Origin of the sequence: Cupriavidus sp. UME77 (assembly GCF_014170355.1) — a bacterium.
GTDB classification, from domain to species: Bacteria; Pseudomonadota; Gammaproteobacteria; order Burkholderiales; family Burkholderiaceae; genus Cupriavidus; species Cupriavidus basilensis.
Window position 1 is genome coordinate 47,119 of the sequence record NZ_LZZU01000035.1, and the last position, 15,527, is coordinate 62,645.

The 15,527-nt window shown below is 65.1% G+C and carries 11 protein-coding genes; 9 read left to right on the forward strand and 2 right to left on the reverse strand.

Going from position 1 to position 15,527, the window contains the following annotated elements:
• Positions 1-10 precede the first annotated feature (10 nt).
• The 8 genes from A9975_RS13565 (at position 11) to mdoH (ending at position 12,344) form a co-directional block, all read left to right on the forward strand.
• The gene (locus tag A9975_RS13565) at positions 11-2,335 is read left to right on the forward strand and encodes a hydantoinase B/oxoprolinase family protein (protein WP_183033232.1); all 2,325 of its coding nucleotides are present in this window, start codon (positions 11-13) and stop codon (positions 2,333-2,335) included.
• A gap of 57 nt (positions 2,336-2,392) precedes the next feature.
• Positions 2,393-2,899: an acetone carboxylase subunit gamma gene (locus tag A9975_RS13570; protein ID WP_174427127.1), complete on the forward strand. Its 507-nt coding sequence runs from the start codon at positions 2,393-2,395 to the stop codon at positions 2,897-2,899.
• A gap of 353 nt (positions 2,900-3,252) precedes the next feature.
• Complete coding sequence (locus tag A9975_RS13575) at positions 3,253-5,274, forward strand: sigma-54-dependent Fis family transcriptional regulator (protein WP_255503201.1); 2,022 nt, start codon at positions 3,253-3,255, stop codon at positions 5,272-5,274.
• 128 nt (positions 5,275-5,402) lie between these two features.
• Positions 5,403-6,257, forward strand: coding sequence for a helix-turn-helix domain-containing protein (locus A9975_RS13580; protein ID WP_183033233.1), 855 nt, complete (start codon positions 5,403-5,405; stop codon positions 6,255-6,257).
• 203 nt (positions 6,258-6,460) lie between these two features.
• Positions 6,461-7,012 carry a surface-adhesin E family protein gene (locus A9975_RS13585; RefSeq protein WP_183033234.1) on the forward strand — a complete coding sequence of 184 codons (552 nt, stop codon included), beginning with the start codon at positions 6,461-6,463 and terminating at the stop codon, positions 7,010-7,012.
• Between the two features lie 172 nt (positions 7,013-7,184).
• Positions 7,185-7,382 carry a hypothetical protein gene (locus A9975_RS13590; RefSeq protein ID WP_150985486.1) on the forward strand — a complete coding sequence of 66 codons (198 nt, stop codon included), beginning with the start codon at positions 7,185-7,187 and terminating at the stop codon, positions 7,380-7,382.
• Positions 7,383-8,235: 853 nt separating this feature from the next.
• Positions 8,236-9,819: a glucan biosynthesis protein G gene (locus A9975_RS13595; RefSeq protein ID WP_304523875.1), complete on the forward strand. Its 1,584-nt coding sequence runs from the start codon at positions 8,236-8,238 to the stop codon at positions 9,817-9,819.
• Positions 9,792-12,344, forward strand: coding sequence for a glucans biosynthesis glucosyltransferase MdoH (gene mdoH / locus A9975_RS13600; RefSeq protein WP_183033235.1), 2,553 nt, complete (start codon positions 9,792-9,794; stop codon positions 12,342-12,344). The genes A9975_RS13595 and mdoH overlap by 28 nt, the downstream gene beginning before the upstream one ends.
• Positions 12,345-12,371: 27 nt before the next feature.
• Here mdoH and A9975_RS13605 read toward each other — a convergent pair whose 3' ends face one another.
• Positions 12,372-12,959: a hypothetical protein gene (locus tag A9975_RS13605; RefSeq protein WP_255503202.1), complete on the reverse strand. Its 588-nt coding sequence runs from the start codon at positions 12,957-12,959 to the stop codon at positions 12,372-12,374.
• A 389-nt stretch (positions 12,960-13,348) separates the two neighbouring features.
• Between A9975_RS13605 and A9975_RS13610 the strand changes: the two genes are divergently transcribed.
• On the forward strand, positions 13,349-14,569 hold the full coding sequence (locus A9975_RS13610; RefSeq protein WP_183033236.1) for a Bcr/CflA family multidrug efflux MFS transporter: 1,221 nt from the start codon (positions 13,349-13,351) through the stop codon (positions 14,567-14,569).
• A 73-nt stretch (positions 14,570-14,642) separates the two neighbouring features.
• Here A9975_RS13610 and A9975_RS13615 read toward each other — a convergent pair whose 3' ends face one another.
• Positions 14,643-15,473, reverse strand: a complete 831-nt coding sequence (locus tag A9975_RS13615; protein WP_183033237.1) for a mechanosensitive ion channel family protein — start codon at positions 15,471-15,473, stop codon at positions 14,643-14,645.
• Between the last annotated feature and the right edge of the window lie 54 nt (positions 15,474-15,527).

Below are 15,527 nucleotides of genomic sequence, written 5' to 3' on the forward strand. Positions count from 1 at the left end.
GAGACACGCCATGAACATGATGTCCAGCAAGGAAGTCGGGCTCGCCGACCTGCTCAAGACCGGCGAGACGCTCAAGCAGTTTCGCGACGCCATCCTCGAACGCACCGCCGAGACCGGCCATTACAACGGGCTCACGCGCCTAGCATTTCGCGAGCGGGACCCGATCCGCTACGAAAAGCTCTTCTCCAAGCTGCGCGGCGGCCTGGTGCATGCGCGCGAAACCGCCAAGAAGATCGCCGCCAGCCCGATCGTCGAGCAGGAGGGCGAACTGTGCTTCACGCTCTACAACGCCGCAGGCGATTGCGTGCTGACCTCGACCGGGATCATCATCCACGTCGGCACGATGGGGGCCGCGATCAAGTACATGATCGAGAACGACTGGGAGACCAATCCAGGCATCCATCCCGGGGACATGTTCACCAACAACGATTGCGCGATCGGCAATGTCCATCCCTGCGATATCGCCACCATCGTGCCGATTTTCGCGCATGGCAAGCTGGTGGGCTGGGTGGGCGGCGTGACCCACGTGATCGACACCGGCGCGGTGACGCCCGGATCGATGTCCACCGGGCAGGTGCAGCGCTTCGGCGACGGCTACATGATCACCTGCCGCAAGACCGGGGTGAACGACACCCCGCTGCGCGACTGGCTGCATGAAAGCCAGCGTTCGGTACGCACGCCGAAGTACTGGATTCTCGACGAGCGAACCCGCATCGCCGGCTGCCACATGATCCGCGACCTGATCGAGGAAGTGATCGAGGACGAAGGGCTGGAAGCCTACGAAGAGTTCTCCTACGAGGTGATCGAGGAAGGGCGCCGCGGCCTGCAGACGCGCATCAAGGCGATGACGCTGCCGGGCAAGTACCGCAAGGTGGCGTTTGTCGACGTGCCGTACAACCACCCGGATGTGCAGACCTCGTCGGCCTTCGCCAAGCTCGATTCGATCATGCATTCGCCGGTGGAAATGGAAATCCGCAAGGATGGTTCGTGGCGCCTGGATTTCGAGGGTGCGAGCCGCTGGGGCTGGCATTCCTACAATGCGCACCACGTGGCCTTTACCAGCGGCATCTGGGTGATGATGACGCAAACGCTGGTGCCCACGCAGCGCATCAACGATGGTGCCTACTTCGGCACGGAATTCCATCTGCCCAAGGGCACCTGGATGAATCCGGACGATCGCCGCACCGGCCATGCCTACGCCTGGCACTTCCTGGTCTCGGGCTGGAGCGCGATGTGGCGCGGCCTGTCGCAGGCCTACTTCAGCCGCGGCTACCTGGAAGAGGTCAATGCCGGCAACGCCAACACCTCCAACTGGCTGCAGGGCGGCGGCATCAACCAGGACGGCGAGATCCACGCGGTCAACAGCTTCGAGGCTTCGTCGTGCGGCACCGGCGCCAGCGCCATCAAGGACGGTCTCAACCATGCCGCGGCGATCTGGAACCCGGAAGGCGATATGGGCGATATCGAGATATGGGAAATGGCCGAGCCCCTGCTTTACCTGGGGCGCAACGCCAAGGCCAATTCCGGCGGCTATGGAAAATACCGGGGCGGCTGCGGCTTCGAGACGCTGCGCATGGTGTGGAAAGCGCAGGACTGGACCATGTTTTTCATGGGCAACGGCTATATGAACAGCGACTGGGGGCTGATGGGCGGCTATCCCGCCGCCACCGGCTACCGCTTCGAAGCCCACAAGACCGGCCTGAAGGAGCGCATCGCCGGCGGCGATAGCCTGCCGCTGGGTGGCGATGCCAATCCGGACCTGCCGGACTACGAGAACCACCTCAACGCCGGCGCGGTCGTCAAGCGCGACCAGCAGTGCATGACGACCGAGGACTGCTACGACAACTACGATCTGTACCTGAACTACCTGCGTGGCGGCCCGGGCTTTGGCGACCCGCTCGACCGCGAGGTCGAGGCCATCGAGCGGGATCTGAACAACGCCTTGCTGCTTCCGGAATATGCGCAGAAGGTATATGGCGCGGTCGCGACCAAGGACGGAAATGGGATATGGACGGTGGATGCCAAGGCGACCGCATTGCTGCGCATCGAGATCCGCAACCAGCGCCTGGCGCGCTCGCAGCCTGTCCAGGAATGGATGAAGGGCGAGCGCGAGCGGATTCTGGTCAAGCATGCCTCGATCCAGGTGCGGCACATGTTTGCCACCAGCTTTGGCCTGTCGAACAAGTTCGAGCAGCAGTTTCGCACGTTCTGGGGGCTGCCGGAATCGTGGACCTTGACCGAGGACGAGCTGGACGTGCCGACCTATGGCTCGAAATACCGCATGGACCTGTCCAAGATGCCCGACGTCAACACGGTGGTGCTGGTCGAAGAATGAGGCCCGGCCGGTACCGACGAACGCACACATTAGTCAATACGCCAGAGAGGATTCAATATGTCCACTTACACCAGTGAACAGGTCAAGAACCTGGTCGACGGCAAGCTCGACTGGGACACCACCCTGCGCATGCTGTCGATGCCCAAGGATGCCGCGCGCTTTCAGCTATACGTGCAAGCGCTGCAGAAAAAGCTCGATTGGGATGATCGCATCGTGCTGCCGCTAAGCCCGCACATGTTTATCGTGCAGCAGGCCAAGACCAAAAAGTGGGTCACCCAATGCGATTGCGGCCATGTCTTCTGCGACTACCGGGAGAACTGGAAGCTCCATGCCAACGTCTACGTGCGCGACACGGATGAAGCTATGGCCGAGGTCTATCCGCACCTGATGGCGCCGGACACGCAATGGCAGGTGTACCGCGAATACTACTGCCCCAAGTGCGGAACCATGCACGACGTGGAAGCCCCCACGCCGTGGTATCCGGTGATCCACGACTTCGAGCCGGATATCGAAGCGTTCTATACGGACTGGGTGAAGCTGCCCCTGCCGGAGCGCGCGGACTGATGTCGATCTCGACATCGAGGTAATCGCTTCTGCACTTCCGGGCCAAGGGATGGATCGTGCATCCCTCCTGGCGGTGGCCTTTCGGCCGTTCGATTTTCGGACGGCCGTTTCGTTTCCGGCCGGTCGGTGACGGCCGCTCAGGCGCCCGTGCGCCCGGGCGGGCCGTGCGGCGGGCGCATGGCGCGTGGCCTGGAACTTGCGGGTAGGCAAGCCCCGGCTGGCTTTGGCGGTACCGTCGGGAGTAGGATGCAAAGAGCGGGCGCCAGTCCCGCGAAGCACGCAAGACAAGAGATCGAGCCGGATAACCGGCCATCCGAGCCCGCATCGGGCGGGCCCCCGCAAGGAGACACGGAATGCAAGAAGCCGGTACACCGATGGACTGGTTTTCCCATCCCGACCATGACGCCAGCATCATGTCCGCCTGGGAGCACCTGATTGATGGCGGTGAGGCGAGCGCTGGCGAACTGCGCTGCGTGGTCGACGATTCCTGGCGCCGGTGCCTGGTGGGCCAGGTTGATCCTGGCGCCGGGGCCGCGCCGCCGCCGCTGGACGAACCCGGCCTGAAAGTCCGGCGGGAGAAGAATGATCGCCTGGTCAGCGCCAGCCTGCCACTGATGCAGCAGACCCGCGAGTTTCTCTCGCAGACGGGCACCATCATGCTGCTGGCCGATCCTGACGGGATGATCCTCCAGCAAGAGGGCGATATGCATATCGTCGAGCCTGCCGGGGAAGTCGGCCTGATTCCGGGCTGCGACTGGACGGAGCTCAACTGCGGTACCAATGCCATCGGTACCGCGCTGGCCTTGCGGCAACCTGTGCAAATCCATGGTGCCGAGCATTTTTGTGCCGGCATCAAACGCTGGACCTGCTCGGCCACCGTCATCCGTGATCCGCTGGACGGCGGCGTGCTCGGCGTGATCGACGTGTCAGGCCTGGCGCAGACCTATAGCAGGCATAGCCTGGCGTTGACCGTGTCGCTGGCGGGCCGGATCGAGAGCCGGCTGGCCAAGCTGGCGATGGAGCGCCGCCTGCGGCTGCTGGACCGCTGCATGAGCCATCTTGCGTCGGTGGGCAGCGACGGGGTGCTCGTCCTTGACGAAGGCGGGCGGCTGGTCAAGGCCAATCCGCAGGCGCCTTCAGCGCTGGCGCGGCTAGGCGTGAGCACCATTTTGAATAGCGCGTTTTCCATTCCCGGCCTGGACGCCCGCGTGGCGCGTGCCGGATCCGGGCCGCTCCCCGAATGGCTTCGCCTGACCCGCTTCGAAGCGATCCGCGATCGCGGCGACATGCTGGGTTTCGTGGTGGTGATCCCTGCCGCGCCGCATCACCCTGCATCGGGTCCTGCCGGCGCGCCTGCCGCGCGGCCGGGCGCGGCGCCGGCGTTTTCCAGCATCGTAGGCAACGGCACCGCCTTGCGCTCGGCGGTGGAGAAGGCGCAGCACCTGGCGCCGTCCAGGGTGCCGGTGCTGCTGCTGGGCGAAACTGGCGTTGGCAAGGAATTGTTCGCGCAGGGGATTCACCAGGCCAGCGCCTGCGCAGACGGCCCGTTCGTGGCGCTCAACTGCGGGGGGCTGTCACGGGACCTGCTTGCGAGCGAGCTCTTTGGCTATGCCGAGGGGGCGTTCACCGGCGCGCGCCGATCGGGCGCGGCAGGCAAGATCGAGGCCGCCAACCGAGGGACGCTGTTTCTCGACGAGATTGGCGAAATGCCGCTCGACATACAGCCGCACCTGCTGCGTGTGCTGGAAGAGGGAGAGATCTACCGGCTGGGCGAGAACACGCCGCGCAAGGTCAGCTTTCGCCTGGTCGCCGCCACCCACCGGAACCTGCGTGACGACGTGGCCGCGGGGAAATTCCGCATGGACCTGTTCTACCGCATCGCCGTGACCAATATCGCGATACCCGCCTTGCGCGAGCGCAAGGACGATATTCCGGCCCTGGTCACGCACTGGCTGGGCCGGCTATGCGAGCGCTATGGGCTGCCGGTGGCCTCGTTCGACGACGATGCTTACCGATGCCTGCTTGCCTACGAGTGGCCGGGCAATGTCCGCGAGCTGCGCAACGCGCTCGAAGGCGCCTTGCTGATGGCCGAGGGCGGCGTGATCACCATGGACAAGCTGCCGCTCGAGATCAGCTCGGTGGGGACCCCGGGCGGCGCTAGCCGGCCAAAGGACATTGCCGGCAATGTCCCCGAGACGGTTTGCTCACTGGAGATGGCCGAATCGGAATCCATCCGCAAGGCCCTGGCGTACAGCGGTGGCAACCTGACCAGGACCGCTTCACGGCTCGGCATCGCGAAGAGCACCCTGTACCAGAAGATCCGGAAATACGGGTTGGGTGCTGCGTTGAGCGAAACACGCGGGCGGGTGGCATAGGGGCAGCGTGCCCGGCGTCCACGGCCGCACTTCAGCCAAGGCTGGTGTCGCATCGCAGCATGGGTGCGGGCCGGGCGATTACCCCGGAGGTAATCGCCAGTCGGCCGTCGCCATGCTGTAATGCCGCCATGGATACCCTGACCCCCAGCTCCGAAACCGCTCTCGATTTCCCCGGACTGCTGCGTTACTGGCGCGGCAAGCGCGGCTATAGCCAGCTTGCGCTATCGCTGGCCGCCGGGGTATCGCAACGGCATATCAGTTTCCTTGAATCCGGCCGCGCCCGGCCCAGCCGCGAGATGGTGCTGTCGCTGGCGGACCGCCTTGGCGTGCCGCTGCGCCAGCGCAACCGCCTGCTCCTTGCTGGTGGCTTTGCGCCGGCCTACACCGAGCACGGCCTGGCCGCACCCGCGCTGCAGATGGTGCAGCAGGCCGTGGCGCTGATCCTGTCCAAGCAAGAGCCTTATCCCGCTGTGGTGCTGGACCGATTCTGGAACATGCTCGATGCCAACCAGGCATACCGCAACATGATTGGCGTGCTGCTGGGTGGGCGCGCACCGTCCAGGCTGGAGGAGGGCGGTGGGCGCATCAACCTGATGCTGACCGTGTTCGATCCGGACGGATTGTGGCCGGTCATCGACAACGCGCGCCAGGTCGGGCGCTACCTGCTGCGGCGCGTGTGGCAGGAGTTGCAGACGCAGGCGCAGGACCAGACCGCGCGGGAGATCTTCAACCGCATCGCGGACTGGCATCCCGATATGGTCGGGCCGGCCGGCGTTCCGCTGTTCGACGACGACGCTGCCGAGCGCACGCCCCCTCCAATGCTGCCTGTGGCGCTGGCCGCCGATGGTTTTCGCGCCTCGCTGTTCTCGACGCTGACCACGCTGGGCATTCCGCAGGACGTCACGCTACAGGAGATGCGCATCGAGTGTTTTTTCCCGGCCGATGAGGCTTCACGCCATGCGCTCGAGGCACTGTCCCGGTAGCCGCCGGCCTTGACCGGGAGGCGGAATCGTTCGCGGGCCCGGATTCATCTTGTCCGAACACCGCGATCCGCCTTCCACTTTTCATCATCAACTGGCAGCCCGGCACGCGCGGCAGGCGGAGCGCCAGCGTACGCGCTGAGCAGATCGCGCAGCATGGTGTGCGACAATGCACGTTGTCTTTTGGTCTACACGAGGGTCCGTCCATGTCCTTGCGCGCCTTTTTCCACGCTGCCGCCGTGCTGGTTGGCAGCAGTGTCTGTCTTGCCGCGTATGCCGAGCCTGCTGCCACGGTTCGCCCCGCCGCCACGGCGGGTTTGATTGAATGCCAGGCTCCCAGCGGGGGGGCTGTCTTCCGTTCCACGCCGCGCGAAGGTTGCGCCGTGCTGGCCGCGCCCGATTCTTCGGCGCCAGACCCGCAGCGCTGGCAGCCCCTGGCGGGGGCCAACGGGGTGATCTCTTACTTCGACAAGACTTCGGTGCGCCGCCGTGGTCCCGAGGTGGGTGTCGCCGTCATGCGCAACGCACCGGCCGGGGTGATCCGCACCACCAGCGGCGAGCCGATCCGCTCCTCGCTCAAGCGCATGGTGTTCAATTGCGCCACGTCCATGTATGTGGTGGTGGAGCAGACGCTCTACGCCAAGCGTTATGCGCGCGGCGAGTCGCTTTACACCATCAGCGCCCCTCACACCGGAATGCCGCAGCCTGCCAGTGCAGGCACGGTTCCCGGCGAACTGCTCAGCCGTTTGTGTCCTTGATGCCTGTGCCGGCCGCGCGGCCACGCTGGATGCTGCGTTGCAGTGTCGATAGGCGAACTGACACGTCAACCCATTCGTTCCCTGCTTCGTTTTGGTAGTCACGAAGCGCAGGTGCCTAGCGCCACCAAGGGCCGCAGGCAGGCTTCTCTCTACGGCTGACCAGGAGGCTGAAATGAAGAAGTGGATCGTGATGTTGACGCTGGCCATGTTTGGTGCGGGTGCTTATGCCCAGGCGTCGGCGCCTGCCGCGCCCGCGGCCGGCGACAAGCCAGCGGCGTCAAGCTCCGGCAAGACGACGAAGAAGCCGGCAAAGAAAAAGAAGAACCACGCACCTCCTGATGCCGACAAGATGATGAATAAAGGCGCCTGAGCGCCGCTAGTGAAAGGCGACGGGCAGCGAGCGCTGCCGGTGCGCACGCTGCCGAGCTAGTTCGCCACGCCGCCTGTGAGCGCCGCGTTGCGCGTGAAGCGCGCGGTGACGCGCTCCCAGGTACCGATGTCCAGCGGCGCCATGCGCCATCCGGGGGGACTGGCATCGAGGCGGAATCCGATCGAGAGGCTACGGCCTCTCTTTTTTTTGGCGCGGCGGACCCCAGCCGCATGTTTCCAGTGCAGTGCACGATTTTGCAGGTGCGCTATGCGCCGTTCCAGTGCTGCGCACGTGCTCGCCACGCACGTTGACGGCATGCGCTCCGTATCCTAGCGTTGCAGATTCGGGGGCTGCCCCTATGTAGGAAACATGGCGCAGCGGTCTGAGGGCAGGGGGCCGATGTTCGCGTTCCGCCTTCATGCGTGGTGGCGCCGCAGGGGAAATCGCTGTAGAAGCGGCTGTGCCCCGAACGTGCCCTGCCAGGCACCAGGCGATGATTCGACGGCATGCCCAATGTGATGCCTGGGCTTGAGCGGCGCGCGCAAAGCGGCGTCCGCATGGCTGGGGTTTCAAATTGTTGCAAACGTTGCGTGATCGAAACGTGACTTCCTAGTCTCGAATTGTTAAGGTCTTATTGCGCATTGCAGCAAGTCGGATACGCCCCGATACATCCAGACACAAAGCCAGCACCCAGTCAAAAACGATGCGCAGCGAGATCCCCTACAGTGTCCCCCGGATTCGCGCTGGCCGGCATCCCGCCGTTGCTTCAGTCATCCCGCTCGCACGGTGGCCCGCCTCTTGCTGCGGTGCTTGATCGATCCCAACCGTCCAACTACGCCCGTCACTGGCATTCATGTCCGAAAACGTTACCTTGCCGACCGTCGAATTTATCCAGCGCCGTGCATTGGCGCCTGCGAACACAGGCGCACTTCGCCTGGGCAGGTGGTTGTGCGGCGGCATGCTGGCGCTGTGTGCCGTGGCGGCGCACGCGTTCGACTTCGACACCGTGGCGGCGCGCGCGCGCCAGCTGGCCGCAAGCCCTTACAAAGCACCCGCGCAGAATCTGCCGCGCGAACTGCGTGAGCTGCCGTACGAGCGCTACCGTGAGATCGAATACAAGCCTGAGCGTTATCAGTGGCGCAATGCCAAGCTGCCGTTCGAGCTCTCTTTCTTTCATGAAGGCATGGTGTTCGACCAGCCGGTGCGCATCAATGAGGTGGTGAGCGGGAACGCCCGCGAGATCCGCTTCGATCCGTCCGCGTTCAACTACGGGCCGCACAAGGTCGATGCCAGCAAGCTCAAGACGCTTGGCTTCGCCGGCTTCCGCGTGCTCTATCCGCTTAACAGCACCAAGGGCAAGGACGAAGTCGTTTCCTTCCTGGGCGCCAGCTATTTCCGCGCGTTGGGCAAGGACCAGTGGTATGGCTTGTCGGCGCGGGGCCTGGCCGTGGATACCGGGCTCAATTCCGGCGAAGAGTTCCCGCGCTTCGTGGAGTACTGGATCGAGCGGCCATCGCCGGCGGACAAGCAACTGACCATCTATGCGCTGATGGACTCGCGCCGCGTGAGCGGGGCGTACCGGATCGTGATCCGGCCAGGCACGGAGACGGTCATGGAGGTGAAATCGCGCTTGTTCATGCGGGAAAATGTCACCAAGCTTGGCCTGGCACCGCTGACCAGCATGTACCTCTTTGGCGAGAACCAGCCCTCGTCGGTGCCGGACTATCGGCCCGAGGTGCATGACTCCGATGGCCTCTCGGTGCAACTCGGCACGGGCGAGTGGCTGTGGCGCCCGCTGAGCAATCCCAAGCGCCTGCTGGTGACCTCGTTCGCCGCGACCAATCCGCAAGGATTTGGCCTGATGCAGCGGGATCGTAATTTCAGCAGTTACCAGGAGATTGGCGCGTGGTACGAGCGTCGGCCGAGCGCCTGGGTGGAGCCCAAAGGAAACTGGGGCTCGGGCCGGGTCGAGCTGGTGCAGATCCCGACCCCGGACGAGACCAACGACAACATCGTGGCGTACTGGGTGCCTGACACCCCGCCCAAGCCCAAGCAACCTTTTGATTTCGAATATCGCCTGCTGTGGCAGAAGGACGGCGAGAAACAGCCGCCGCTGTCGTGGGTGACACAAACGCGGCGTGGCCAGGGCCTGAGCCGCAAGCAGGACGACAGCAGTTTTTCGCTGGTGGTGGACTTTGAAGGCCCGGCCTTCAAGAAACTGGCCGCCGATACCCGGATCGATCCGGTGATCTCGGCCGACAGCAACGGGGAGCTGCTGAACACTTCGACGCAACGCAATGCGGCCACCGGCGGCTGGCGCATGACCATGGTCGTGCGCCGCAAGGACGAGAACAAACCGGTCGAATTGCGCGGCTATCTTCGCAACGGCAATACAACCCTATCCGAGACGTGGAGCTACATCTTACCCCCAGGCTGAAGCGGCGCGCCGCTCCGGCGGCGGCATGCGAGCGCTATCTCGATCGCGTTCCTGTCTCGCCCGACCAGCGTCGCGAGCTGCTTGACAACGTCGCTGGCAGCGACGCCGCCGACACAGAGTCGGCCATCCATCTGCTGCAGCGCACACTCGCGGCCAAGGACGGCGAGCCATCCCCGGCGGGGCCGTCCTACGGCTCGGTCGGGCGCCGCCTCAATCTTGCCTATGGCGCGCCGCAGGTGTCGGGCGAACCGCTGGTGCAGCGTCGTGCGGACGGCACCGTGCATATCGACACCGGCCCCGCACCCAAACGCGCATCCATGGTGCCGCGGGCGTGGCCGCCGCACATCGTCACCGGCTTCCTGCGCAACCTCGGCAGGCGCATGCTGGGCCGCCCGCCAGTGCCGGAAACCTGGGACACGCTGCATGACGGTCCCGATGCCGAGGGCAAATGGCACCCGGCGGGCAAGCACCGTCGATGGGTACTGCTTGGCCTGGTAGCCGGGCAGACCGCGCTGGCTACTTACTTCATGACCAAGGTGCTGCCTTATCACGGCACCGATCCGCTCGAGATCGCCGTGCTGGCGCTCTTCGCCATCCTGTTCTCGTGGGTGTCGGCTGGGTTCTGGACCGCCATGATGGGTTTCCTGGTGCTGGCCAAGGGCGGCGACCGCCATCTGATCTCGCGTTCGGCCGCGGTGGATGGGCCCATTGCCGAGGAGGCGCGCACGGCGGTCATCATGCCGATCTGCAACGAGGACGTGACCCGGGTATTTGCCGGGCTGCGCGCGACCTATGAGTCGATGGAACGCACCGGCGAGCTGGCGCGCTTCGATTTCTTTGTGCTGTCCGACAGCGGCAACCCGGACCTGCGTACCGCCGAGACCGATGCGTGGATGGAAACCTGCCGCGCGGTCAACGGCTTTGGCCGAATCTTCTACCGCTGGCGCCGCCATCGCGTGAAGCGCAAGACCGGCAACGTGGCGGACTTCTGCCGCCGCTGGGGCAGCGCCTATCGCTACATGGTGGTGCTGGACGCGGATAGCGTGATGAGCGGCGAGTGCCTGACCACGCTGGTCAAGCTGATGGAGGGCAATCCGGGTGCTGGCATCATCCAGACCGCGCCGCTGGCCGTGGGCCGCGAGACCATGTATGCGCGCGTGCAGCAGTTTTCCACGCGCGTGTACGGGCCGCTGTTTACTGCCGGGCTGCATTACTGGCAGCTCGGCGAATCGCACTACTGGGGTCACAACGCCATCATCCGCATCCAGCCGTTCATGGAGCATTGCGCGCTGGCGCCGCTGCCCGGCAAGGGCCCGCTGGCAGGGGAAATCCTCTCGCACGATTTCGTCGAGGCCGCCTTGATGCGCAGGGCCGGGTGGGGCGTGTGGATTGCCTATGACCTGGAGGGCTCCTATGAGGAACTCCCGCCGAACCTGCTCGATGAGGTCAAGCGCGATCGCCGCTGGTGCCAGGGCAACCTGATGAACTTCCGCCTGTGGATGAAGCAGGGCTTCCACGCCGTGCACCGCGCGGTGTTCCTCACTGGCGTGATGGCTTATCTGTCTGCGCCGCTGTGGTTCCTGTTCCTGGTGTTGTCCACCATCATGCTGGCCAAGCACGCGCTGGTGCCGCCGGAGTACTTCACGCAGCCCTACCAGCTGTTCCCGACCTGGCCGGAGTGGCATCCCGAGAAGGCGCTGGCGCTGTTCTCGGCGACCGCCACACTGTTGTTCCTGCCCAAGATCGCCAGCGTGGTGCTGCTGATGAAGGACTCGCGCAACTATGGTGGGCCGTTGCGCCTGGTGCTGTCGATGCTGATCGAAGTCGTGATGTCGGCCTTGCTGGCCCCGGTCCGGATGCTGTTTCACACCAAGTTCGTGGTGGCGGCCTATAGCGGCTGGGGCATTACCTGGAAGTCGCCGCCGCGAGAGGATGCGCAGACCACCTGGGGCGAGGCGTTCCGCCGCCACGGCATGCATACCTTGCTGGGCCTGGCCTGGGGCGGGCTGGTGCTGTGGCTGGACCCGAATTTTGTCTGGTGGCTGCTGCCGATCGTGGGCTCCCTGGTCTGCTCGATTCCGCTTTCGGTCTGGCTGTCGCGGGTCTCGCTGGGCCGCGCGCTGCGCGGGGCCAGGTTGTTCGTGACGCCGGAAGAGGCCACGCCCCCGCGCGAGATGGTGGCCATGCAGAAGCACGTGGAGGCAGCGGCAGAGCCGCCGGCATTTATCGATGCCGTGGTCGACCCGGTGACCAATGCGCTGATGTGCGCGACCGCCTCGTCGCGCGTGGTGCAGCCACAGGCTACGCGAGTGGAGCACGCCGCGCTGGTGCAACAGGCTCTCACCGCCGGCCCTGACGCACTGTCGGCGGCCCAGAAACACCTGTTGCTGGGCGATCCCTTTGCGCTCGCCCAGTTGCATGGACTGGTATGGGGCTCACCGCTGGCGCATGCGCGATGGAAGGAAACCCGTGTGCTGCCCCGGCGCGCGGCCAACGTGGTGCCGTTGCGTCCAAGGCTCGCCTGAGGCCAGAAGCTTTTTGAAATAGCGCTCTTAGCGCAATGCCGAGGCGCAGATGGGCGCGTTGATGTAGACGTCGCCGACGCGACGCTCGCCGCGCTCGTTGCGCGTCATGTAGCGGAACATCATGCTGATACCCAGCTTGGTCAGGATTTCAACGTCCCGGTTCGCGCAGATATTGCGCTGCAGCGGCGCGGCGTAGCTGAGCTCGAAGCTGGCGAGGTCCAGCATGGGGCCTCGGTACTTGGTCAGCTCCAGCTGGAACAGGATATGTTTGCCAGGGACCGACTGGCAGCGGCGCAAGCGCGTCTCGCCATCGATCTCAATGGGCAGGGCATCGTTGAGCTGGCGGCAAGCGCGCGACAATATGTTGTCGGGGCGGGCGGTATTGCGCAGCAATTCAGGCACGCCTGCTGCGCCGGTATTCTGGCCCGTGGCAGCGCCCTTGAGCATTTGCGCCAGGGCATCGGCCTCGTCCACCACGACGGGCGCAGGCGCGGAGGCGGCGGCCCTGGCTGGAGCCGGAGCCGGTGCCGCATGCGCATGCGGCGCCCACGGCAAACTAGCCGCGCCGGCGGCCAGGGCAAAACAGACAGAAAGCAGTTTGTATCTTGTTCTCATGCAGGAAAACGTTGCCGGGAACCGCACCATCGGGTGGGTTCCCGCGGTGCGTCGGGCTGCGTGATCGTCCGCCTCGGGCGGCCAACAGGCTGGCATTGTACCCTTGGCGTCGCTGCCGTTGAAAGCCACGCACTCCTCCACTTCTCGGCGAAGCGAGGCCCGAAATCACCGCAATGCCGCGGTACCGTCAGGCCTGTCATCACAGTTTGCGCGCGCCCGGTCGGACGTGCGCCTGCATCATCGCCGCGCGGCATGCCGAGTGCGCGGCTTGTTACGCTATGCAACAATTACGTCTTTAGCCGCTCCCGTGCCGCTACGCCGTTAGCCAGTTTGACGCATTGGGCGCCGGTGGCCATCCCGGCCGCCTAGTTGTTCCTCAGGAAGTTTCGATGACCCGCTCCACCCGCGCCCCGCAATCCGGGCGCTTTCCGCTTTGGCTCCTGGTATGCGCTTCGCTTACCGCGCTGGCGCCGCTTTCCATTGACATGTACCTGCCGAGCTTCCCTGCGCTGGCCGGGGATCTCGGGGTCGATATCGGCCGCGTGCAGCTCACGTTGGGGACGTTCCTGGTCGGATTGGCGGTGGGGCAGGCATTCTATGGCCCGATCAGCGACCGCTTTGGCCGCAAGCCGCCGTTGTATGCCGGCCTTCTGGCCTATGCGTTGGCCGCAGCCGGGTGCGCGCTCGCGCGTGACGTCGATGCGCTGATGCTGTGGCGTTTCCTGCAGGCCCTGGGCGGCTGCGCAGGCATGGTGATGGCGCGCGCCGTCATTCGGGACCGGCTGGAGGCCCATGAGTCCGCGCGCGCCTTCTCCTCGCTGATGCTGGTGATGGGCCTGGCGCCGATCCTGGCGCCCATCATCGGGGGCGCAGTGCTGGCGGCATTCGGCTGGCGCGCCATCTTCTGGTTGCTGTGTGGCGCGAGCCTGCTGATCCTGTGGGTGGTCCACCGCTACATGGAGGAGTCGCTCGACCACGCCAGCGCCATGCCTTTGCGCCTGGGCCGCGTACTCTCGAACTACGGCGAGCTGCTGCGAGATCGGGGTTTCGTCGGCTATTCGCTGTCGGCCGGCTGCGCGCAGGCGGGCATGTTTGCATACATTGCGGGGTCGCCGTTCGTGCTGATCGAGTTGCATGGCATCGATCCCTCCCATTACGGCTTCGTGTTTGGCGCCAACGCATTGGGCCTGATCGGCATGTCGCAGCTCAACGCGCGCCTGGTGCGCAACCGCACGCTGGACCACGTCCTGCGCGGCGCGCTGCTCGCACCGTGCCTGGCCGGCCTTGCCCTGGCTGCGGCCGTGCTCGCCGGCCTGGCGCCGCTGCCGGTGCTGCTGACGGGATTCTTTGTGTTTATCGCCAGCCTCGGCTGCATCCTGCCGAACGCCTCGGCACTGGCCATGGCCCAGCAAGGCCATCGTGCCGGCACCGCGTCCGCATTGATGGGGACGCTGCAATTCTCCCTGGGCACCCTGGCCGGCGCGGCCGTCAGCTTCTGGCGGGATGGCAGCGCGTTACCGCTGGCGGTGGTCATGGGCGTTTGCGGTACCGGCGCCGTGCTGATGCGGGCCTTTGGCCGTTCAGGCGCGGCGAAGCACGGCGCCGAATGATTCGGGTGCCGATGGTGCTTCGGTAGCGGGGCGGCCTGGCTCAGCGTGGCCGCGCCATCCCATCGATACACGGTTAAGCGGCTGCGCCGTTTTGCAGCACCACCAGTTGAGCTGGCATCGGGGCGGCGAAGCCGGCCTCGCCAAAGCTCTCGCGGATCACCCGGTTGCTATCGAAATACACCTGCCAGTAATGGTCGGTATGGCAGTACGGACGTACCGCGAGCACCGGCCCCACCAGGGTGAACTCGAGAATCTCGACGTCCGGCGGCGGCTCGGCCAGCACGTTGGGCAGCGCGGCCAGCCGCGCCTTGAGCAGGGTGGCGGCCGCCGCCACGTCGGTGCTGCCGGCCAACTGAGCCTTTAGCTCGACCCGGCGGTACGGGTTGGCGCTGAAGTTCTGGATTGTGTCGGCAAAGATCTTGTTGTTGCCGACCACGGTCAGGACATTGTCTGGCGTGTCCAGCGTGGTGGCAAACAAGCCAATCTCCCTGACGGTGCCGGTGATCCCGCCTACCGTGACGAATTCCCCGACCTTGAAAGGCCGCAGCACCACCAGGAAAGCGCCCGCCGCGAAGTTGGACATCAGCCCCGACCACGCCATGCCGATGGCGATGCCGGCCGCCGCGATCAGCGCGGCAAAGCTGGTGGTCTGGATGCCGAAGTAACCCAGGATCCCGATGATCAGCACGATATTCAGCGTCACCGTGACGATGGAGCCGACATAGCGCAGCAAGGTCGGGTCGACCTTTTGCTTGGTCAGGGACCCTTGCACCATGCGCACCACGACATGGATCAGCCACCGGCCAACCACCCAGAAGACCAGGGCGGCGAGAACCTTGAACCCGACTTCCGTCGCATAGGCGACGACGACATCCTGATACTTCTGCAGCGTTGTAGCATCCATCGCGTTTCTCCCTTGCTGGCTCGGCAGGTACACAGGCAACGAACATCATGCAGC